20 protein-coding genes are annotated in these 19958 nt (G+C 66.2%); 11 read left to right on the top strand and 9 right to left on the bottom strand.

Going from position 1 to position 19958, the window contains the following annotated elements:
- Positions 1-27: 27 nt before the first annotated feature.
- From PUN51_RS03385 to PUN51_RS03400, 4 genes are read right to left on the bottom strand one after another with little or no spacing between them, the layout of a single operon-like run.
- Positions 28-894, bottom strand: coding sequence for an HpcH/HpaI aldolase/citrate lyase family protein (locus tag PUN51_RS03385; RefSeq protein WP_275179909.1), 867 nt, complete (start codon positions 892-894; stop codon positions 28-30).
- Positions 891-2660 (bottom strand): acetyl/propionyl/methylcrotonyl-CoA carboxylase subunit alpha, encoded by a 1770-nt coding sequence (locus tag PUN51_RS03390; protein WP_275179910.1) that lies wholly within the window; start codon positions 2658-2660, stop codon positions 891-893. The genes PUN51_RS03385 and PUN51_RS03390 overlap by 4 nt, the downstream gene beginning before the upstream one ends.
- A 43-nt stretch (positions 2661-2703) precedes the next feature.
- Entirely contained in the window at positions 2704-3525 is an 822-nt protein-coding gene (locus PUN51_RS03395; protein ID WP_275179911.1) for a fumarylacetoacetate hydrolase family protein, read from the bottom strand.
- Positions 3522-5057, bottom strand: coding sequence for a class I adenylate-forming enzyme family protein (locus PUN51_RS03400; RefSeq protein ID WP_275179912.1), 1536 nt, complete (start codon positions 5055-5057; stop codon positions 3522-3524). The genes PUN51_RS03395 and PUN51_RS03400 overlap by 4 nt, the downstream gene beginning before the upstream one ends.
- 406 nt (positions 5058-5463) lie before the next feature.
- On the opposite strand from PUN51_RS03400, the gene PUN51_RS03405 reads away from it, so the two are divergent.
- A complete protein-coding gene (locus tag PUN51_RS03405) occupies positions 5464-6726 on the top strand; it encodes an MFS transporter (protein WP_275179913.1) in 1263 nt (420 codons plus the stop codon).
- Positions 6727-6836: 110 nt separating this feature from the next.
- Here PUN51_RS03405 and PUN51_RS03410 read toward each other — a convergent pair whose 3' ends face one another.
- A complete protein-coding gene (locus PUN51_RS03410; protein WP_275179914.1) occupies positions 6837-7475 on the bottom strand; it encodes a TetR/AcrR family transcriptional regulator in 639 nt (212 codons plus the stop codon).
- 156 nt (positions 7476-7631) lie between these two features.
- On the opposite strand from PUN51_RS03410, the gene PUN51_RS03415 reads away from it, so the two are divergent.
- From PUN51_RS03415 to PUN51_RS03425, 3 genes are read left to right on the top strand one after another with little or no spacing between them, the layout of a single operon-like run.
- On the top strand, positions 7632-8732 hold the full coding sequence (locus tag PUN51_RS03415) for an alkene reductase (protein WP_275179915.1): 1101 nt from the start codon (positions 7632-7634) through the stop codon (positions 8730-8732).
- A 44-nt stretch (positions 8733-8776) separates the two neighbouring features.
- Positions 8777-9535 (top strand): SDR family NAD(P)-dependent oxidoreductase, encoded by a 759-nt coding sequence (locus PUN51_RS03420; protein ID WP_275179916.1) that lies wholly within the window; start codon positions 8777-8779, stop codon positions 9533-9535.
- Positions 9525-10568: an MBL fold metallo-hydrolase gene (locus PUN51_RS03425; RefSeq protein WP_275179917.1), complete on the top strand. Its 1044-nt coding sequence runs from the start codon at positions 9525-9527 to the stop codon at positions 10566-10568. The genes PUN51_RS03420 and PUN51_RS03425 overlap by 11 nt, the downstream gene beginning before the upstream one ends.
- 76 nt (positions 10569-10644) lie before the next feature.
- On the opposite strand, the gene PUN51_RS03430 is transcribed toward PUN51_RS03425, so the two are convergent.
- Genes PUN51_RS03430 through PUN51_RS03440 form a run of 3 tightly spaced genes read right to left on the bottom strand, consistent with a single transcriptional unit; the run spans position 10645 to position 13250 of the window.
- Positions 10645-11331 carry an EthD family reductase gene (locus PUN51_RS03430; protein ID WP_275179918.1) on the bottom strand — a complete coding sequence of 229 codons (687 nt, stop codon included), beginning with the start codon at positions 11329-11331 and terminating at the stop codon, positions 10645-10647.
- A 2-nt stretch (positions 11332-11333) separates the two neighbouring features.
- On the bottom strand, positions 11334-11657 hold the full coding sequence (locus PUN51_RS03435) for an EthD family reductase (RefSeq protein WP_275179919.1): 324 nt from the start codon (positions 11655-11657) through the stop codon (positions 11334-11336).
- A 9-nt stretch (positions 11658-11666) separates the two neighbouring features.
- On the bottom strand, positions 11667-13250 hold the full coding sequence (locus PUN51_RS03440) for an acyl-CoA carboxylase subunit beta (RefSeq protein WP_275179920.1): 1584 nt from the start codon (positions 13248-13250) through the stop codon (positions 11667-11669).
- A 134-nt stretch (positions 13251-13384) separates the two neighbouring features.
- Between PUN51_RS03440 and PUN51_RS03445 the strand changes: the two genes are divergently transcribed.
- Positions 13385-13879 carry a MaoC/PaaZ C-terminal domain-containing protein gene (locus tag PUN51_RS03445; protein ID WP_275179921.1) on the top strand — a complete coding sequence of 165 codons (495 nt, stop codon included), beginning with the start codon at positions 13385-13387 and terminating at the stop codon, positions 13877-13879.
- Positions 13880-13882: 3 nt separating this feature from the next.
- Positions 13883-15079 (top strand): acyl-CoA dehydrogenase family protein, encoded by a 1197-nt coding sequence (locus tag PUN51_RS03450; protein WP_275179922.1) that lies wholly within the window; start codon positions 13883-13885, stop codon positions 15077-15079.
- An 81-nt stretch (positions 15080-15160) separates the two neighbouring features.
- Here PUN51_RS03450 and PUN51_RS03455 read toward each other — a convergent pair whose 3' ends face one another.
- Positions 15161-15610 (bottom strand): cupin domain-containing protein, encoded by a 450-nt coding sequence (locus tag PUN51_RS03455; protein WP_275179923.1) that lies wholly within the window; start codon positions 15608-15610, stop codon positions 15161-15163.
- Between the two features lie 190 nt (positions 15611-15800).
- Between PUN51_RS03455 and PUN51_RS03460 the strand changes: the two genes are divergently transcribed.
- The 5 genes from PUN51_RS03460 to PUN51_RS03480 all read left to right on the top strand — a co-directional run bounded on the left by PUN51_RS03460 (position 15801) and on the right by PUN51_RS03480 (position 19943).
- Positions 15801-16277 carry a hotdog fold thioesterase gene (locus PUN51_RS03460; RefSeq protein WP_159630898.1) on the top strand — a complete coding sequence of 159 codons (477 nt, stop codon included), beginning with the start codon at positions 15801-15803 and terminating at the stop codon, positions 16275-16277.
- A 7-nt stretch (positions 16278-16284) separates the two neighbouring features.
- On the top strand, positions 16285-17661 hold the full coding sequence (gene paaK, locus PUN51_RS03465) for a phenylacetate--CoA ligase PaaK (RefSeq protein WP_201302390.1): 1377 nt from the start codon (positions 16285-16287) through the stop codon (positions 17659-17661).
- A 97-nt stretch (positions 17662-17758) separates the two neighbouring features.
- Entirely contained in the window at positions 17759-18391 is a 633-nt protein-coding gene (locus PUN51_RS03470) for a TetR/AcrR family transcriptional regulator (protein ID WP_224026957.1), read from the top strand.
- A gap of 103 nt (positions 18392-18494) precedes the next feature.
- Complete coding sequence (locus PUN51_RS03475; protein WP_224026958.1) at positions 18495-19625, top strand: S1C family serine protease; 1131 nt, start codon at positions 18495-18497, stop codon at positions 19623-19625.
- Between the two features lie 12 nt (positions 19626-19637).
- The gene (locus tag PUN51_RS03480; RefSeq protein ID WP_159630892.1) at positions 19638-19943 is read left to right on the top strand and encodes a hypothetical protein; all 306 of its coding nucleotides are present in this window, start codon (positions 19638-19640) and stop codon (positions 19941-19943) included.
- Positions 19944-19958: the final 15 nt, after the last annotated feature.

Here is a 19958-nt window from a genome sequence, read left to right on the forward strand (position 1 = left end):
TGGGCGAGGGGTGAAAACGGGAAAGGGTCAGGCGCCAGCCAGTGCCAGGGCCTCACGAGCGTGGTTGGCGTGGGCGAGGTCAATGTGGTCGCCCCGGTAGGACACAGCTCCGTGGCCGTTGCGCTGGCCTTCTTCGAATGCCTCGATCAGGCCTTCGTAGTAGTCCTGCAGTGTGGCGGTGAGCCCGTATTCTTCGTTGGCGATCGGAGCATGGGACGGGTGGATGAGCACCTGGCCGGTGTAGCCGAGTCCGCTGTTGTCCTGGGCGAAGGTGCGCATTCCGTCCAGGTTCCGGACCTCCTGCCAGAGGCCCAGCACGATGGTGCGGATGCCCGCGGACCGGGCTGCCACCACCACTTTGGAGCGCAGGTACAGGGTTTCCATACCCGCGGCAGTCCAGCGGAAGCCCACTTCGCGGGACACGTCGGCGTCCTTCGCGGCGGCGGCCATCACACCGCCCACCCGCGGGCCGGCGAGGATCTCGTCCACCTTGTTGATGGAGGTAGCGGTTTCCAGGGACGGCACGAGTTCGATGGTGCCGCGGTCCATGCCGTGGTCCAGTTCCGCGGCGGTGACCAGGGCGTCGAACCGGACCACGTCGTCGCGGGAGAACAGTTTGGGCAGCAGGAAAGCGGTCAGGTTCGTGTGCGTCACGGTCGCGATGTCCCGGCCAAAGAACCCGGTGTCCAGTGCGTTGGGCCGGATCAGGATCCCCTTGGAACCGTCATGGGCCTGGAGGGCGTCGCGGGCGTTGGCCCGGGCCAGGTCTTTGTCCTGAGGTGGAACCGAATCCTCGAGGTCGATGATGACGGCGTCTGCCTCGGAGTTCAGCGCCTTGTCGATCCAGTCCCGTTTGTGGCCCGGAACGAAGAGCAGGGAACGATACGGCTTCATGCTGCAGCCTCCCCGGTGATCTTGGTCAGCAGGGTGCCGGCGGCCAGGGATTCGCCGATGCCGGCGGTGACGTCCCCGACGGTTCCGGCCATGGGCGCGGCAATCGGATTCTCCATCTTCATGGCTTCGAGGACGAACAGCACGTCCCCCTTGGCCACCTTCTGCCCCGGTTCCACGTTGACCTTGACGATGGTGCCCTGCATGGGTGCCTTGACGGTGCCGTCGCTAACGGCCTCGCGCCGGGCGCGGGCCTGGCGGGTACGCCCGACGGCGGCCGCTGGGTCTGCGGGCGCGTCCGCGGCGGCAGTGGGCGCGCCGTAGCCGCCGGTGCCGTAGCCCCCGGACGTCCCGTAGTCGCTGAACATCGGCACGATATAGAACCGGCCGCCCACTTCAACGTTGGCGCGATCCACCGGCTCGGGTTCGGAGAAGTCCACGGATTCCTCCAGCCACAGCGTGCTGAACCGCAGTTCCTGGAAGTCCGGGTGGGAGGCAATGATTTTCGCCGCCGGGGCCGTTGTGGGAACCCCTTCGATCTGAAGCCGGTCCAGGCCATCGAGCAGGCGCTTGATGGCTGTTTCGCGGTCCGGCCCGCAGGCGATCAGCTTGCCGATCAGGCTGTCGTAAAGCGGCAGCACGGTGTCGCCCGACTCGTAGCCCGCGTCAAACCGCAAGCCTTCACCCTCCGGCGCGGTCAACACATCCACGGGACCCGGCGCCGGCAGGAAGAGCCCCTCAGCTACGTCCTCGGCGTTGATGCGGGCCTCGATGGCAGCACCCTGGGGCTTCAGGTTGTCCAGGATGGAAAGCTTCTCGCCGGCCGCCACCCTGATCTGTTCGGCAATGAGGTCCACGCCGTGCACCATTTCGGTGACCGGGTGCTCCACCTGGATGCGGGTGTTCATTTCCAGGAAGTAGAACTTCTCGTCCTCCACCATGAATTCGACGGTGCCTGCACCGACGTAGCCCACCTCGCGGGCCAGCCGCACGGCGGATTCGCCCATGGCCTGGCGCAGCCCGTCGGACAAGCCGGGGGCCGGCGATTCCTCGATGAGTTTCTGGTGCCGGCGCTGCACGGAGCAGTCGCGGTCGCCGACGTACACCACGTTCCCGTGGGTGTCTGCAAAGACCTGCACTTCAACGTGGCGCGCGTGGGTGAGGTAACGCTCCAGGTACACCTCGCCGTTGCCGAACGCGGCGGTGGCTTCGCGGACGGCGGCGTCGAACGCGTCCTTCGCCTCGGCCGCCGAGTTGATCCGGCGCATGCCGCGTCCGCCGCCGCCGGCGGACGCTTTCACCAGCACGGGGTAGCCGTGGTCAGCGCCGAACGCTTCCACGGCGGCGGCGCTGGCGATGGCTCCGTCGGAGCCGGGGGCGAGCGGCACCTGGACACGGATGGCGACGTCGCGCGCGGCTACCTTGCCGCCCATAGTGGAGATGGCGTGGGCCGAGGGACCAATGAACGTCAGGCCCGCTGCGGCAACGGCCTCGGCAAACTCCGGGTTTTCCGAGAGGAATCCGTAGCCCGGGTGGATGGCCTGGGCGCCGGATTCGACGGCGGCCGCGATGATCCTGGGGATGTTGAGGTAGTTCTCGCTGGCCGGGCCGTCGCCGAGGTTGACGGCGGTGTCGGCCACGCGGACGTGCAGGGAACCGGCGTCGGCGGAGGAGTAGACGGCCACGGACTCGATGCCCAGGGCGCGGCAGCTGCGTGCCACCCGGACGGAAATTTCGCCGCGGTTGGCGATGAGGATCTTGGTAAACATGGTGGTCCTTAGTTTTTTAGGCGCCGGAGTCAGGGCGCGGGAGTCAGCGCGTGATGCAGGTGTTGCGGCATTCGCCGATGCCGGAGATCGAGGTAAGGACAGTGCTGCCGTCAGCCAGGAATTCCTTGGGGTTGAGCCCGTCCCCCACGCCGCCGGGAGTCCCGGTGAGGATGACGTCGCCGGGATTGAGCGTGGTCACCGCGGAGATGTAGCGGACAAGTTCCACCGGGCCGAACACCAGGTCGCCGGTGCCCGCCTTCTGCTTGGCAACCCCGTCCACGGCGCAGGAAATCTCCAGGTCCGGGGCAGTGCCAGCTTCGTCGGCGGTCAGCAGGAACGGGCCCAGCGGTGTGGTGGCGTCAAAGGTTTTGCCCTGCAGCCATTCCGTCGTGCGGCGCTGGAAGTCACGGGCGGAGATGTCGTTGGCCACCGTGAAGCCGGCAATCGCGGCCGCTGCTTCCTCTTCGGTGGCCCGCCAGACCTTCGTTCCAATGACGACGGCCAGTTCAGCCTCCCAGTCCACCGCTGCGGAACCGTGTGGGATGACGATCGGATCGTTGGCGCCGATAAGGGCGTCCGCGAACTTGGCGAACAGGGTGGGGTGCGCCGGAAGTTCGCGTCCCATCTCCAGGATGTGTTCGCGGTAGTTCAGGCCCACGCACACAATCTTTCCGGGCGCGGTAACCAGCGGCGCGAAGTCCGCCGCTCCCAGCGCTACCCGCGCGCCGCCGTCGTACTGTTCCACTGCGGGGGAACCGGCACGCAGCCACTCCCCGATATCGGCAAACGGCAGCAGCACGAGCCCGCCGTCCACCTGGAGCGCCGCGGACGTACCGGATTCAGTGCGTACAGTTGCCAGTTTCATGCGCCCCACCCCAGGTTGGCTTTGAGCGTGGACTTCACGAGCTTGCCGGCCGCGGACCGCGGCAGTTGGTCGGCGCCCATAAAGACGATTTGCTTGGGAATCTTGTAACCGGCCAGGTGGGAGCGCAGGAACGTGGACAGTTCCTCGCCGTTGGCGTTCAATCCGTTGCGGAGTACGACGACGGCACGCACCTCTTCGTCCCAGCGCGGGTCCGGGACGCCCACCACCACAGCCTCCAGGACGGCGGGATGCAGGTACAGTGCCTGTTCAATCTCGGCGGAGTAGACGTTCTCGCCACCGGTTTTAATCATTTCCTTGAGCCGGTCCCGGAAGAAGTAATAGCCGCGCTCATCCTGGACGGCCAGGTCACCGGTGTGCAGCCAGCCGCCGCGGAGCGCTTCGACTGTGGCCTCCGGCCGCCCGTAATATCCGGTCATCACGGAGGGTCCCTTGACGCAGATTTCGCCGAGCTCGCCGGGGGCAACGGGCTCGCCGAACGGGTCCTGCAGCTGCGCCTCGACCAGCAGGTATTCGGTGCCGATCGAACCGTCAACGGCGGGATCCAGCATGTCGGCCGGCTTCAGCCTGGTGACCATCGGCCCAGCCTCGGTGAGGCCGTAGCGGAAGTAGAGTTCGGCGTCGGGGAGCAGATCGGTGAAGAGCTGCTTGTCCGGCATGCGCAGCAGGCCGGCGCCGGTGTGCACTGCCTTGAGGTGCGTCTGGATGGCGTGCTCAGCGAAGACGCCGTTCTGCATCAGCCGGCGCATCATATTGGGGATGAGGAACGTGTTGGTGATGCGTTCACGGCCCACGAGATCCACAATGAATTCCTCGTTGAACTTCTCCGCGATCACGCTGGTGGCGCCGGCGATAAAGTGCGGGACGAGCCAGCACAGCAGGGCGGCCGAGTGGAACAGCGGGGTGACGATCAGGCCGCGTTCCTCGGGCCGGGCGCCCATCTTGCAGTCGTACATTTCATTGATCGCGTTGGCTGCGGCCGCCCCGTGGGACACCACCACGCCTTTCGGTGTTCCCGTGCTGCCGCCGGTGTAGATGATGCAGAGCGGGCTCTCCAGGGTGGTGATGTCTTCCAGGGGACCGGAGCCGGTCCGCAGGGCTGCGAGGTCTGCGCCCTGCCGGATGAGCCGCGGAAGCGTGTCCTCGGTGCGGCCCAGGATCTCCAGCGCCTCCTCCGCGTTGGGAACCATCCGTTCTTCCACCAGGATGATCTGCGCACCGGTTTCCTTGATGCCCGCGGCAAGTTCGGCCGGCGCCCAGCGCCAGTTGTAGGCAACATAGGTGCCGCCGGCCGCGGCGATGCCGAAGAAAACCTCGGCATTGAAGGCCGAGTTGCCGGCCAGGACCCCCACATTGTCGCCGGCGCGGACGCCGGCGTCGCGCAAGCCCCGGCCCACGCTCCACGCGCGCTCCGCCAGTTCGGCGAACGTCAGCCGGGTGACGCCGTCGACGACGGCTTCACGCGCCGGGAAGCGCCGGTGGTTGAGTCGTATCCACTCACCAATCGTTCGCACTGTTCACTCCTTCGTGGGCTGATGCGGAGCCGGAACTTCACGGATCCACTCTACTCATTCTTTAACGAACAAGCGTTTGTTCATAGCGTAGTCCGACTTGATTAGCGTCGCAAGGGGGATGGCCACCTGCCTGTATTGCGTCGTGCAAGATGCGTCACCCCCGGGAGGGTGCCGCACAAATTGCCCCCTTGTGGGCGGCGCAGATCACACCCTACACTTGCGAACGAACGCTTGTTTTATCTCTCCTGGTTGCCGCGCTGGCCATTCCGCCCGGCCCAGGCCCCGCTCTCCCATCCATCCCAAGGAATGAGTTCCAATGTCGGAATTGACGAGTTCTGTTCAGCCCGCACCCCCCGGGCCAGTTGAGGCGCCAACCTTTGATCCCAAAACGTCCCGCCGGGCGGTGTTGAGCGGGACGTTTGGCACAGCCCTCGAGTGGTTCGACTTCGCCGTCTACGGCACCCTCTCGGCAACACTGTTCCCGCAGCTGTTTTTCCCCAGCTTTGACGCGAACTCCGCAATCCTCGCCTCGTTCGCCACCTTCGGCGCTGGCATGGTGGCCCGCCCGCTCGGAGGCATCGTGTTCGGCGCGCTGGGCGACAAGATCGGCCGCCGCAACGTCCTGATGTTCACTCTGGTGCTGATGGGCGCCGCGTCGGTGCTCATAGGACTCCTCCCCACCTACGCGGTGGCGGGCATCCTGGCGCCCACCCTCCTGGTAGTGCTGCGGTTCCTGCAGGGTTTCGCCCTCGGCGGGGAGGCCACCGGCGTGCAGGTGCTCGTGGTGGAGCATGCTCCCACCGACCACCGCGGCCTATACGGCGGCATCCTGGCCACAGGTTCACCCCTGGCCCAGACGTTTGCTTCGATCACCCTCACCGGCCTGGCCATGTTCCTCTCCAAGGAGGACTTCGCATCCTGGGGCTGGCGCGTACCGTTCCTGATGGGCGTCCTGCTGCTCGTCGTCGGCGTGTTTATCCGCCGCCGCATCGAGGAAACCCCCGCCTTCAAGGAGAGCCAGAACAAAGCCGCCGAGTCCGTCGTCCCGCAGGAACGCGCCCTGGCAGTCATCGCCAAGAAGCCCGGCACCGTCATCAAGCTGGTGCTGTCCTGGGCCGCCTCCGCGGGACTGTTCTGGATCAGCGTCACCTACGCCGTGAGCTACCTGACCAAGCAGCTCGGCTACGACAACTCGATCACCTTCGGCCTTCTGCTCATTGCCAACCTCGTCTCGATTCCCGCAGCGGTGCTGGGCGGGCGCCTCAGCGACCGGATCGGCCGCAAGAAGACCTTCCTGCTGGGCCTCGCCATGCAGGGCGTTGCCGCCGGCACCATGTTCCCGATCATGAACACCATGAACTACCCCGCCAGCGTGGCCATCATTGCCTTGGCCCTGTGCGGCATCCAGGTCACGGCCGGTACGCAGGCCGCCTTCTTCTCCGAATCGCTGCCGACGAACATGCGCTACACGGGCTCGGCCCTGGGCATGACCCTCGCCGGCCTGCTCTTCGGCGCCCCCATCCCGTTCATCGCCGCCTGGATCTTCCAAAACACCTCGAATGGAACCCTGGCCCTGACGGCCATCGCGCTGGGCATCGTGGCCATCTCCGTGGTTGCCACCCTGCTGCTGCCCGAGCGGTACAAGCAGTCGCTGCACGAGGAGCACTGACCGCACCTGCCAACCCGGCCTACCCACGAAAACGCCCGGCTGGAATTCTCCAGCCGGGCGTTTTCGTGGGCCGTCCACCATCGAGCGATGACGTCTCCGCCCGATGAGGTTCAAGCGGCAGAGCTGGAACTGGCACCCCGCCGGACCCGCTCGTCGGCGTCGGGGACGTTCAGTTCGCGCAGGGCCAACCGGGTGTAGATGCGGACAATCTCCTCAAGGGTGAAGCGGCCGCCGGGCTTGAACCAGCCGGCAATGTGCGTAGCCTGCGCGACGAAGCTGTAGACGTGGATCTTGGCGTCAATAACATCGGCCAGACCATCCTTGCCGGCAGCCAGGACCAGCTTCTCGAGGAACAGTTCGTAGTCGGCGCGCTTCCTGATCACCACTTCGCGGGCCTCCTGGGGCAGCGAGCGCAGTTCGGCGTTGCCGATGAAAACCTCCTGGGCCCGCTCGGCATGGAAGGTGATGTGCTCGGCGAGCGCGGCCTGGAGCACATCCACGCTGTCGCCGCCTTCCACGGCCGCCACGGCGTCCCCCACCCGTTCAAGCAGGTCATCGATGATGCCGCCCATGATCTGCAGCAGGAGGTGTTCCTTGCTGTCGATGTGGTTGTAGAGGCTGCCCACTTTGAGCCCGGCCGCCGAGGCAACCTGCCGAAGGGTCGTGGCGTCATACCCCCGCTCGAAAAAGAGCTTGGCCGCGCCCTCCCTGATGGTCTGGGCAGTGTTTCGTTCGGCTCGTACTGTCATCCCAGGGTGCCGCCTTTCCAACAGGGGATTGGTGATGTGCCTCATCCTAACAAGCGTCCGCTTTCGTCCGTTGGTATTGACAACACCGAAAACATCCGGAAAACTCAGCTTAACGTACAAACGCTCGTAAGTTTAGTTGACGCTAGGAGAATCGCCGTGGAGCAACGGAGCCGCCTGTTCGAGACGGTTACGGTGGGCGGACAACAGCTCCGCAACCGCATGGTCCTGCCACCCCTGACCCGCAGCCGCGCCTCCGATGACGGCGTACCCACCGCGCTCATGGCCGAGTATTACCGCCAACGAGCCGGCGCCGGGATGGTAATCAGCGAAGGAACCGTCATCACGCCCCAGGCATCCGCCTACGCGCGCGTTCCCGGGATCTACTCCGCGGAGCAGGTGGCGGGCTGGCTGCCGGTAGTGGAGGCGGCTGGCCGTGACGGCGCCGTGGTGTACGCCCAACTCTGGCATGTGGGCAGGCAATCACATTCCAGCGTCCAGCCCGACGGCCTGCCGCCGAAGGCGCCTTCCGCCATCCCCATCACCGGATACCAGTACCGGAGCGCGCACGGCAGGATCCCCTACGAAACACCCCGGGAACTGACGACGGCGGAAATCGTCCAGGCGTACGGCATTGCGGCCGCGAACTCCGCCGCGGCCGGATTCGACGGCGTCGAACTGCACGCGGCGAACGGCTACCTGATCGACCAGTTCCTCAACGATGGCTCCAACCGCCGGACCGACCACTACGGCGGCCCGCTCGAAAACCGCATGCGCTTCCTCCTCGAGGTGATCACCGAGATAGCCCGCTACCTTCCTATGGAGCGCATCGGCGTACGGCTCTCGCCGTCGTCGGACTGGATGGACGCCCACGACACTGACAAGCGGACGCTCTACTCCACGGTGGTCCGCACCCTCAACGGGATGGGCGTGGCCTACCTGCACCTTGTGGAACCTGAGATCGCCGGCTCCACCACGGTGGACCGGCCCGCCGGTTTCATCCCCACAGCCGAATTCGCTGCCCTGTTCGACGGCCCAGTGATTGTCACCGGAGGGCACAGCCAGGCCTCCGCTGAGCAGCTCCTGGCGAGCGGCACGGCAGACCTTGTGGGCTTTGGCAGGCTCTTCATCGCCAACCCCGACCTCCCCAACCGCTTCCTGGCGAACGCGCCCCTACAGCCGCTGCGTCCGGCCGGGATCTACGGCGGCGGACCGGAAGGCTACACCGACTACCCGGCACTGGCCGCCAGCGGAACCTGAGCACTGGACACCAGCCACCCACCCTTCCAAAGGAAACCAGCATCATGAGCACCACACCCCTAAACATCCTGGTGACCGGCGCGGGCGGCGGCATGTGCCGCGGCATCAACGCCCGGCTCGCCGCGGCCGGGCACACCATCGTCTGCGTCGACCTGAACGCGGAAGCCACCGAAGCTGCCGCCCAAACAATCCGCGACGCCGGCGGCACCGCCCACGCGTTCGCCGGCGATGTTGCCGATGAGGCCGCCGTCGGTACCCTGCACGCCGAGGTGAGCTCTGCCGTGGGACCGGTGCACGCACTGGTCAACGCTGCCGGCATCCTGGACCGCAGGTACCTGGCCGACAGCACCGCCGAGTCCTTCCGGCGGGCCCTGGATGTCAACCTGGTTGGCCCCTTCAACCTCATCAAAGCATTCTCCCCCGGCATGATCGAGGCCGGGTGGGGCCGGATCATCAACATCGCCTCCATCGCAGCGGTCACCGGCTACCCCTACCCGAGCTACGCGGCATCGAAGGCGGGCCTGGCCAACCTCACCCGCTCCCTCCTCGAAGACTTCTGGGGCACCGGGATCACCATCAACTCCATCTGCCCCGGCGTGGTGGACACTCCCATGGTCATCCAGGAGGTCCGCGACCAGGTCCGGCGGCGTGTCCCAACCCAGACCATCATCGAACCGGCTGAAATCGGAGCCATGATCGCCTTCCTGCTTACCGACGAGGCCCGGAACATCAACGGTGCCGACCTCCTGATCGACGGCGGCGCCACGCGGCTCTTCTCGCTGTTCAACAACCATGCAGACTGACGCGCCCGCCATCACCATCACCGGCACGGCCCAGAAGGAAGCCTGGCAGCGCCGCGTTATGCCTCCGATAGAGCTGGTGGCGCCGGGCGTCAACAGCGTTCCGGTGGTCTTCCCCGACAACCCCATGCGCTACACCCTGAGCTACGTGCTGGTGGACGGGAATGAGTGCGTAGTGGTGGATCCCGGCTTCGACAGCGAGGAAGGCCACCGCCAGCTGCTCTCGGCCCTCGCGGACCTCGGGGTTGGCCCAGGGGAAATCACCGGCATAGTGGCAACACACTTCCACACCGACCACCTGGGCATGGCCGCCCGGCTGGCCCGCGGATCCGGGGCGTGGGTGGCGCTGGGCAGGCAGGAACGCCGGCACATCTCCGCCTTTGAGGACGCCCACGAGGAATCAGCCCTGGACCAGTCACGCATGCTGGGCTGGGGCGTCCCCCACGGCCGCGTGGCTGAAGCAGCCATGACCCCTGAGGGGCTCCTGCATATGCGCCAACTGGCCGACCCCGACCGGCGGCTCGGCGACGGGGACAGCCTGTCCGTGGCGGGCCGGACCTGGCGCATCATGGAAACTCCGGGCCACACGCCGGGCCACATCTGTCTGTGGGATGACAACGGGGAGCTGGTTCTCTCGGGTGACCACATCCTGCCCCGGATCTCCCCCAACGTGTCATTGGAGATCCGCGGCGACACCGATCCGCTCCGGCAGAACATCGCATCCCTGCGGCGGATCGCCGGCAACGACCACTATGAGGTCTGCCCGGCCCACGAGTACCGCTTCCGCGGCGTGGGGCACCGGGCCAGGGTGCTCGAGGAGCATATCGCGGAACGCTCACGCGAAGTGCTGCACGTCCTGGGAAAGGGGGCGCCGACGGTCCATGAGGTAGCCCGCCGGCTGACGTGGTCCCGGGGGTGGGAATCGCTCGGGCAGCTGCAGTTCCGGCTCGCGCTCAGTGAAACAGCAGCCCACATCCGCTACCTCGTCACTTCCGGAGCACACGCAGGGGTTCCCGGGCTGGTGCTGGCCGACTAGGCAGGGACAGTCCCGGCTGCCCGCCACCAACATGGTGACGGGCAGCCAATCAGTGGCCCGCTGGATGTCTAACCCGCTAGATGATGACGATTTCCTCGGCCACGCACACGTGGATGCGGGTCAGGATGTTGTGTATGTCAGCCTGAGGGTCGTCCCAGGCTGCGTCCGACAGATGGCCGCCCAACGCCTCGGCAGCCATACGGGCGGCTGCCGGGTCGGCGAAGCCGAACGAGACAGCCACCTCGGGAATGTGCTCCTCGTGGCGGAGCGCTTCGCGGACCAACAGTTCCGCCCCGGGAACCAGGACGTTCATGCCCCAGCCGAGGGCGTCGTCGTTTGTTCCGGACAGGTGCCGCGCCCAGCGTTCCACTGCCGCGGGGGCAGGTTCTGCCCCCGCGTGCCAGCGCGCCAGTACCCACAGCTTCCACGGCCATGGCGCTTGCGCCGCATCCGCGGCGACCGGTCCACCGGTCAGCCCGCTGAGGAAGTGCTGTTCGTCCACGGCCAGCCTGTCCGCGACGTCGGAGCGGAAACCAGCCCCCACAACGTCGTCGGCCGCAAACCAGAGTTCCACGATTCCGTCCACGCGGTAGCGACCGCCGGCCTGCCCGGGAAGGGCCGGTTCCAAGACGTGGTTCTGCCGGTAGGCGGTCACCCCGGGAAGCCCGCGGGCGATGTCCGCGTGCGTTGTTGACCAGTGGGAACGGAACGCCTCGCGGCTCCTGTCACCGCGGGCTTCGAGGTAGGTGATCCGCTTGGGCATGCTCAGGCACCCGCTGTCAGCGGCACGTCGATTTCCTCGGCGAGGAACCACTCCACGCCGGCCAGGAAGTGGTGCTCGTGGTCAAACAGGTCCTTGCCTTCCGGTCCGCCGTACGCGGCTTTGACGTCCGCCACCGAGTCGAACCAGAGTTCGGCCATGCCGCTGAAGGGCCAGGCCTTCCGGTGCTCGATGGCAGGGTTCTGCCGGTACCGCCGGATGCCCGGGAGGCGGCGGACATAGTCCGGGTGCTCCACATTCCAGAAGTGCAGGAATTCCTCCCGGCCCAGTTCCGGCTTGGCTTTGATGACTGCCACCACCTTGATCATGCGGTCCGCCTAGGCCGGGGTGACGGCCTGGCGCCGCTCCACGGGAACCATCTTGCGCTTGGAATACAGAGCCAGGCGCCTGGTCAGGTCGGACCGCAGCTCGTTGGCCGGGACCACAGCTTCCACCGCGTTGGCGTTGGCGATCTTGAAGACGTCAATGCCTTCCGCATACTCGGCCTGCTTCTCCAGGATGAATGCCTTGCGCTCGGCCGGGTCCTCGATTTCGTGGATCTGGTTGTAATAGATCCCGTTGACGGCAGCATCCGGCCCCATCAGTGCGGGGCGCGCGGTGGGCAGGGCAATGACGGCGTCCGGGTTCATAGGCGCACCGGACATGGCGAGGTAGCCGCCGCCGTAGGCCTTGCGGACCAGGACGGTGATGCGCGGCACCCGGCACTCGGACACTGCGAAAATCATCTTGGCGCCGTGGCGGATGATGCCCTGGCGTTCCACGGCGGAGCCAATCATGTAGCCGGCAATGTCCACGAGGAAAATGATGGGGATGTTGTACGCGTTGCAGATCCAGATGAAGCGGGCTGCCTTGTCCGAAGAGTCCGGGAAGATGGATCCGCCCATGTGCTTGGGCTGGTTGCCCACCAGGCCAACGGGTCGGCCGTTGATCCGGGCGAACCCGGTGAGCATCTCCGGGGCGAACAGTTCCTTGTAAGGGAACCAGGAGCCTTCGTCCACGAGGGATTCGACGAACTCCTCCATGTCGAAGACCTCGGCCTCGCGGAGCGGCACAATGTCCTGCAGCGACCGGCCTGGGCGGGGTTCCAGAGCGGGTGCCAGCGGGGCGGGGGTTTCCCAGTTGGCCGGGAGGAAGGACAGCCAGACCCGGATAGCATTCAGGGCCTCTTCATCGTCCTCCACCAGGACATCGCCGAGGCCGGAGACGGTGCAGTGCATCTCGGCGCCGCCCATTTCCTCCAGCGTGACCTTCTCGCCGGTGACCATCTCGGCCAGGCGGGGCGAGCCGAGGTATGCCGTGGCGTGGCCCCGGACCATGATGGTCATGTCACAAAGGGCGGGAACATAGGCCGAACCTGCCGGCGACGGCCCAAACAACGCACAGACCTGGGGTACGCGGCCGGAGCTCTGGACCTGGTTGTAGAAGATATTTCCCCAGGCGTGGCGTCCGGCGAAGCTCTCGAACTGTTCGTCGATGCGGGCGCCCGCGGAGTCGAAGAGGTAGACGATAGGGATGCCTGCGGCGTCCGAGTTCTTCTGGGCCTGGGTGATCTTCTCGAAGGTACGGTTGCCCCAGGTTCCGGCCTTGACCGAGAAGTCGTTGGCGATGACGCACACTTCGCGGCCGTCCACGCGGCCATAGGCAATGACAACGGCGTCGCCGGGGAGGCCTTCCTCGTAGCGGGCCAGCAGGCCGTCCTCGATGTAGTTCTCGTCGTCGAAGAGGATGGCCAGGCGCTGCCGGACCAGGAGCTTGCCGGACTCGACGATCTTCTTGCGGTTCTTCTCGGAACCACCGAGGCGGGCCGCGGCGAGCTTCTCGGTCAGTTGTTCGTGCACTGTGGGTGCAGGGACGTCAATGTCCGGCACCGGCGCCGGGGCGACGATCGTAGCTTCACTCATGTTGAGCCTCCAGAAGTAAGGATTGTGTCCTTAATTAGTATACGAACAAGCGTTCGCTAGTCTAGTCTTAAGGCAGACGGACTTACGATTCCTCCGAGGCAATCCGTCCGCAGTTGATCGAACAGGAGACAGACATGCACGGCATTCATTCCCGCCCGGCCAGCACCACGCGGCCGGTTCCCAAGGGCCGCCCCGACCACTTCTGGGAAGACCTGGTTGCCAGTGACGTCATCCACACCGCCGGAATGACCATCACGGACGCACACCTGGTCCAGTGGGCCGGGCTCACCGGCGACCTCGTCTCCCTGCACCTGGACGAGACCTACGCGGCAACGACGCCGTTTGGCCAGCGCATCGCCCACGGCCCACTCACCCTCTCGCTGGGCCTGGGGCTCATGACCCAGACCGGCTATTTCAGCAACGTGGTGGCCTGGCTGGGGCTGGACGAGGTCCGCGCAGTCGCACCGGTGTTCATCGGAGACACCATCCGGGTCATCGCCACAGTGGACATGGCGCGCGAAACCAAGAAGCCTGCGCAGGGCATTTGGAAAATCAACTACTCGGTCCTGAAGCAGGACGATTCCACCGTCATGACCTTCAGCAGCAGCTTCATCATCAAGAGGAAATAAGCCATGAGCATTCAAGACGACTTCAAACCCGCGCCGCCGGCCGACATCACCGAGGCCGAGGAATTCGCAGCGTTGCGGAAACGCGTCCGCGCCCTGCTCGCCGGGCACGTCACCCCCGAACGGCTCAACAAATTCGACGAAGCCGAAGAGTACGACGTCGAGCTGTACCGCGAAATCGGCGCGGCCGGCCTCATCAAACTCGACGGCGAACTCCACGGCCACGGGCCCAAGCACCAGGCCCAGGCCGTAGTGCTCGAGGAACTCGGCGCCGGCCCCACCTCCGTCGGCGTGAGCATGGTGGTCCAGTACATGGGCGTCCAGCTCCTGCACAGCTACGGCAACGAGGCCCAGCAGGAGGAGTTCCTGGCCCCACTGCACCGCGGTGAGGCTAAAATGTCCTTCGCTCTGAGCGAGCCCGACGGCGGCACGGACGTTGCCCGGGCCATGAAGACCCGCGCAACGCAGCTGGCAGACGGCAGTTGGTCGGTCAGCGGGCAGAAGAAGTGGATCGGCGGCGCCATGGATGCCGATTACCTCATCCTCCTGGCCCGGACCAGCGAAATCAGCCGCGCCGCCATCGACGGCATCACCATGTTCCTGGTCCCGCGCTCCACGCCGGGCATCCGCACCGAGGTGATCGACACCATGGGCATCCGCGGCCTGGCCCAGTGCGATGTCTACCTCGACGACGTTCGGGTCCCGGAAGCCAACGTCCTCGGCGAACGGGACCGGGGATTCCGGCAGGTCCTGGGCACACTCAACGGCGAACGGCTCAACGGGGCCGCGGTGGCACTGGGGATTGCCCGCGGCGCAATGGAAACCGCCGTGGGCTGGGCCCGGCAGCGGCACGCATTCGGGCGTGCGGTGGGGTCCTTCCAGGGCCTGCAGCACAGCCTCGTGGACGCCAGCGTGAAGATTGAATCCGCGCGGCTCCTGCTGCGCCAGGCCGCAGAAGCGTCCGACGCCGGCCAGGGCACCAACGAGACCTGGTCCGCCATGGCCAAGCTGGCGGCTTCCGATGCCGCCACCACCACGACGGACATCGGCATGCGCACCATGGCTGGCTGGGGCTTCTTCCGCGGCCTGCCCATGCAGCGCTACTTCCGCGACGCCCGGCTGTACACATTTGCGCCGCTGACTGATGAGATGACCCGAAACTACATCGGTGAGAAGCACCTGGGCCTCCCCCGGTCATTCTGAGGCCGCGCCCCGCCCTCAACGAAAAAACGAAAGGGGCGGGGCCCTGCCCGAAGGCCGGCGCCCCGCCCCTTAGCTGCGAAACTAGGACCGGTAGTCGATCTGCAGGTCCACGATGTCCTGATCTTCCAGGTTGACCACGATATTGTCCGGGGTTCGGGTGGTCATCCAGACCAGTTCCTCCGTCCTGCTGGCATTTCCTTCGATATGCGGCATGTACGGCGGTACAAAGACGAAGTCACCTTCCTCCAGGTAGACAATCTGGCCGTAGCCTTCGCCGTACCTGATGAAGCCGCGCCCCTTGAGCACATAGCCGCCGGTATTGGCCTCGCCATGGTGGTGGGGGCCGGAGACCTCGCCGGGGCCCGTATAGACCTTGCCGAACCAGAGATTCTCCACGCCGCTGTTTTCCTTGCTGACCCCCGAAATGCGGCGCGCGTTGTGAGTTTGGCCAGGCGCTGCCGCAAGTTCATCAGCGCGGCTTACCCGGAACAGGTCTACGTTGCGGTTGATGTCAAAGGCCACTTCAGTCATGGCAATCTCCTCCTGGATTTTTTGAGTTGCCGCCGGTTACGTAGCTGCAGCCGAGGCCTGGAATCAGTATGTCCGCTGACGCCTCCAGGGTCAAGACGTACGCTCGTTCGTGGTTTGCGCTCTTGACATCGGACCCCCTCATGGGATTACCTAATGAACATTCGGTAAATAAAGCTGGAGGCAATGACGCATGGCTGAAACTACACTTTCCGGGGCCACCCACCCCATCCTGGAAAACGACTACGCCTCCGAATGGATGGGGATTGAGGTCCTCGCCCTCAGCGACGGCCACGCCACCATCCGGATGACGCTCCGGCAGGAAATGCTCAACGGCTTCGGCATGGCCCACGGCGGAATGATCTTCGCCTTCGGCGACACCGCCTTCGCCCTGGCGTGCAACCCCATCCACCCTGCACCCGGCGAGGAAGGCACCATCACCGTCGCTTCCGGCGTCGACATCAACTTCCTCAAGCCCGCCTTCCGGGGCCAGGTGCTCACCGCAGTGGCCGACCGCCGCTCCAGCGCCGGCCGCAGCGGCCTGTACGACATCCAGATCTTCGCCGCCGACGCCGCTGCGCCGGCCGCCGAAGGCCAGCCCAGTTCCAGCACCCCGGGCGAGCTCATCGCCGAGTTCCGCGGACGCAGCCGCACCATCCCCAAGAAGTAGGAAAATCATGACCCTGCATGCCCCCGAGACCCCCGCCGCTGCCGTTTCCACCCAGGACACCGCAGCCGGCATCGACCCTGGACTGGACCGCGAGGAAACCATCTCCCGCGACGAGCTCGAAGCCCTCCAGCTCAGCCGGCTGCAACACACCGTGGCCTACGCCTATGAGCGGGTCCCGCTGTACAAGCGCAAGTTCGACGAGGCCGGCATCCACCCCAACGACCTGCGTGAACTCGAGGACCTGGGCAACTTCCCCTTCACCACCAAGGACGACCTGCGGGAGGAATACCCGTTCGGCATGTTCGCGGTGCCGCAGAATGAAGTGGCCCGGATCCACGCCAGCTCCGGCACCACCGGCCGGCCCACCGTCGTCGGCTACACCAAGCAGGACCTGGCCGACTGGGCCAAGCTGGTGGCCCGCAGCTTCCGCGCCTCCGGCATCCGCCCCGGCATGAAGGTCCACAACGCCTACGGCTATGGCCTGTTCACCGGCGGCCTGGGCGCCCACGCCGGCGCGGAAGCCCTGGGCTGCACCGTGATCCCCATGTCTGGCGGCCAGACCGAACGCCAGATCCAGCTGATCCAGGACTTCAAGCCGGACGCCATCCTGGCCACACCCACCTACCTGCTCACCATCGCCGACGCCATGGCGCACATGGGCATCGACCCCGCCTCCACCTCCCTGAAGTTCGCCGTGCTCGGCGCCGAGCCGTGGACCCAGGAGATGCGGCACGAGCTCGAGGTCATGATGAACATCAAGGCGTGCGACATCTACGGCCTGTCCGAGGTCATGGGCCCGGGTGTCGCCGGCGAGTCCGTGGAAACCCAGGACGGCAGCCACATCTGGGAGGACCACTTCCGCCCCGAAATCATCGACGCCTTCAACCCGGTGGCGGGCAAGGAGAACGTCCTGCGCGACGGCGAGCACGGCGAACTGGTCTTCACCTCGCTCACTAAGGAAGCGCTGCCCATCATCCGCTACCGCACCAAGGACCTCACCCGCCTGCTGCCCGGCAGCGCCCGCCCGGCTCACCGCCGGATGGGCCGCATCACCGGCCGCAGCGACGACATGATCATCCTGCGCGGCGTGAACCTGTTCCCGTCCCAGATCGAGGAAATCGCCCTCCGCATCCCCGAGCTGAGCCCGCACTTCCAACTCGAACTGACCCGCCCGGAAGGGCAGCGGATGGACCAGCTGACGGTCCGGATCGAACGGCGCGACGCGGTCACCGTTGAGCAGAGCACGACGGCGGCACGCACCTTGAAGGAGCAGATCAAGATCCACGTGGGTTCTTCGTGCACCGTGAACGTGGTGGAGCCGGGCTCGCTGGAGCGGTCCAACGGCAAACTGCGCCGCATCTACGACATGCGGCCGAAGGCATAACGGAAGATGCCGCCGGGCACAGCCGATGCCGGCCGGGCTGCGGCCCGGCCGGCGCCGGCTCCCGGACCGACCGACCGTTCGTGAGAAACTAGCCACTATGCCCAGCACCACCGATACTTCCAGCCCCGGCTCAGCCAACGGAACAGCAAAGCGCGGCCGCCCCGGCTACGACCAGCAGTCCGTGCTGCGCATCGCCGTCGACGTCTTCAACCGCCATGGCTACGACGCCACCTCGATGGGGATCCTGGCGGACAACCTGGGCATCTCCAAGTCCGCCATCTACCACCACGTGCCGTCCAAGGGCGACCTCCTCAAGCTTGCCCTTGACCACGCCCTGGGCGGCCTTGAGGCCATCCTCGAGCAGCCGGAGGCCACTTCAGGGGCTGCCGACACCCGGCTGGAATTCGTGCTCCGGCAGACGGTGGCCGTGCTGGTGGACCGCCTGCCATTCGTCACCCTGCTGCTGCGACTGCGGGGCAACACGGAAATTGAACGGGACGCCCTGGAACGCCGCCGGACCTTCGACCACAAAGTGGCCGTACTGATTTCCGCCGCGCGCGATGAGGGCTCGCTCCGCCAGGACATCGATCCCCGGACCGTCACCCGTCTCCTGTTCGGCATGATCAACTCGATCGTGGAGTGGTACAAACCGGGCGGCTCCCTCTCCCCGCAGCGGCTTGCGGACGACGTCATCACCATGGCGTTCGACGGCCTCCATGCGGACGTGTAGGGCGCGCATCCACGTGTCCGCGGGCAACTAATAAGCGTGCTTGGTATTTGGCGGGCTCCCCGGCTACGGTGGTAGAAAGCCATCGTCCGCAGGGAGGTCCTGAATGAGCCAGGCCAATGATCCACGGCGTTCATGCCGGCCCCGGACAGTACTCGCGGGCGGACTCCTGACCGCAGCCCTGGCACTTAGCGGCTGCACCGGCTCGCCTGCTCCCCCAACCCCTGGCACCTCCTCCCCAGGCCAGCCATCGCCGTCGGCCCCGGCCTCCGGGACTTCCGCTTCGGCAGCGCCAACCGCCGGCGCAGGCCCGGACTCCGGAACCGCAGCCGGCAACCTGCCCCAGCTCGTGGAAAACCTCTCCCCATCAGTGGTCACCATCTTCACCCAGGGCGGCCTGGGCAGCGGCGTGGTCTACTCCGCCGACGGACTGATCCTCACCAACGAGCACGTGGTCCGGGGCGCAACCACCGTGGAGGTCGGATTTGCCGACGGGCAGCGCGTGGAAGGGACAGTCAAAGCAAGCGACGCCGTGACGGATCTGGCCCTGGTGCAGGCCAAGCGCACCGGCCTGCCGAAACCCACGTACCAAAGCACCCTGCCCAAGGTAGGCGAAGGCGCACTGGTCCTGGGTTCCCCGCTCGGATTCGAGAACACGGCCACCGCAGGCATCATTTCCGGGCTGCACCGTTCCATTCCAGGCTCCGCATCCAACAGCCTCTCCCTGGTGGACCTCATCCAGACGGACGCACCCATCAGCCCCGGCAACTCCGGCGGTGCCGTGATCAACATGCGCGGCGAGGTGATCGGCATCAGCGAGGCGTACATCCCGCCGTCAGCCGGGGCGGTCTCCCTTGGCTTCGCCATCCCGGCCGCCACCGCAGTAGACGTGGCGGAGGAACTGCTGGCCAACGGCACCGCCAAGCACGCCTACCTGGGCCTCACCCCGGGCGAACTGACGGCCCAGATCGCCGCCCAGCTGGGCATCCAGGGAGGATCCGGAGTGGTGGTCCTCGCCGCGGACACGGACGGCCCGGCAGGCAAGGCAGGAATCCGCCCCGGGGACGTCCTGCAGTCCATGGAGGGCGTTGAGCTCACCACGCCCGAAAAGCTCCTGGCGGAACTGCGCAAGCGTAACCCCGGCGACACCGTAGGCTTCAAGGTCAAGCGGGGCGACCAAAACCTGGATATCAAGGTTGACCTCACCGACCGGCCTGCCACTACAACCACCCGATAGGAAGGAAGAAACATGAGCCACCCCAAGGAAGAACCGGACGCAGGATACATCGTCCCAGACCCGTCCAAGCTCCGTGAGGACATTCCCGGCGACGCCGGCGACGAGGCCAACGCGATCCGCTTCAGCGAGGAGCAGGCCCTGATCGAGGAACAGTCGCACGGCATCCGCCCCGACACCTACAGCGTTCCGGCAGGCGGCCCCACCATGGACGAGGCCCGCGGCAACATGGACCTCTCGGACCGCAGCGAAGAAGGCCGCGGCACCGGACGCGAGGATGACAGCAGCGACGACGGCCTGCACGGCGGCGCAGAAAGCTGACGCCGGCACGAACAC

The organism is Arthrobacter sp. NQ4 (genome assembly GCF_029077345.1).
Lineage (GTDB): Bacteria > Actinomycetota > Actinomycetes > Actinomycetales > Micrococcaceae > Arthrobacter.

Excerpts from the sequence above, each read along its gene's own strand:
- PUN51_RS03385 (WP_275179909.1), bottom strand. The coding sequence starts at position 894 with ATGAAGCCGTATCGTTCCCTGCTCTTCGTTCCGGGCCACAAACGGGAC.
- PUN51_RS03475 (WP_224026958.1), top strand. The coding sequence starts at position 18,495 with ATGAGCCAGGCCAATGATCCACGGCGTTCATGCCGGCCCCGGACAGTA.
- PUN51_RS03440 (WP_275179920.1), bottom strand. The coding sequence starts at position 13,250 with ATGAGTGAAGCTACGATCGTCGCCCCGGCGCCGGTGCCGGACATTGAC.
- PUN51_RS03420 (WP_275179916.1), top strand. The coding sequence starts at position 8,777 with ATGAGCACCACACCCCTAAACATCCTGGTGACCGGCGCGGGCGGCGGC.
- PUN51_RS03455 (WP_275179923.1), bottom strand. The coding sequence starts at position 15,610 with ATGACTGAAGTGGCCTTTGACATCAACCGCAACGTAGACCTGTTCCGG.
- PUN51_RS03460 (WP_159630898.1), top strand. The coding sequence starts at position 15,801 with ATGGCTGAAACTACACTTTCCGGGGCCACCCACCCCATCCTGGAAAAC.
- PUN51_RS03435 (WP_275179919.1), bottom strand. The coding sequence starts at position 11,657 with ATGATCAAGGTGGTGGCAGTCATCAAAGCCAAGCCGGAACTGGGCCGG.
- PUN51_RS03390 (WP_275179910.1), bottom strand. The coding sequence starts at position 2,660 with ATGTTTACCAAGATCCTCATCGCCAACCGCGGCGAAATTTCCGTCCGG.
- paaK (WP_201302390.1), top strand. The coding sequence starts at position 16,285 with ATGACCCTGCATGCCCCCGAGACCCCCGCCGCTGCCGTTTCCACCCAG.
- PUN51_RS03445 (WP_275179921.1), top strand. The coding sequence starts at position 13,385 with ATGCACGGCATTCATTCCCGCCCGGCCAGCACCACGCGGCCGGTTCCC.
- PUN51_RS03410 (WP_275179914.1), bottom strand. The coding sequence starts at position 7,475 with ATGACAGTACGAGCCGAACGAAACACTGCCCAGACCATCAGGGAGGGC.
- PUN51_RS03480 (WP_159630892.1), top strand. The coding sequence starts at position 19,638 with ATGAGCCACCCCAAGGAAGAACCGGACGCAGGATACATCGTCCCAGAC.
- PUN51_RS03470 (WP_224026957.1), top strand. The coding sequence starts at position 17,759 with ATGCCCAGCACCACCGATACTTCCAGCCCCGGCTCAGCCAACGGAACA.
- PUN51_RS03395 (WP_275179911.1), bottom strand. The coding sequence starts at position 3,525 with ATGAAACTGGCAACTGTACGCACTGAATCCGGTACGTCCGCGGCGCTC.
- PUN51_RS03425 (WP_275179917.1), top strand. The coding sequence starts at position 9,525 with ATGCAGACTGACGCGCCCGCCATCACCATCACCGGCACGGCCCAGAAG.
- PUN51_RS03450 (WP_275179922.1), top strand. The coding sequence starts at position 13,883 with ATGAGCATTCAAGACGACTTCAAACCCGCGCCGCCGGCCGACATCACC.
- PUN51_RS03430 (WP_275179918.1), bottom strand. The coding sequence starts at position 11,331 with ATGCCCAAGCGGATCACCTACCTCGAAGCCCGCGGTGACAGGAGCCGC.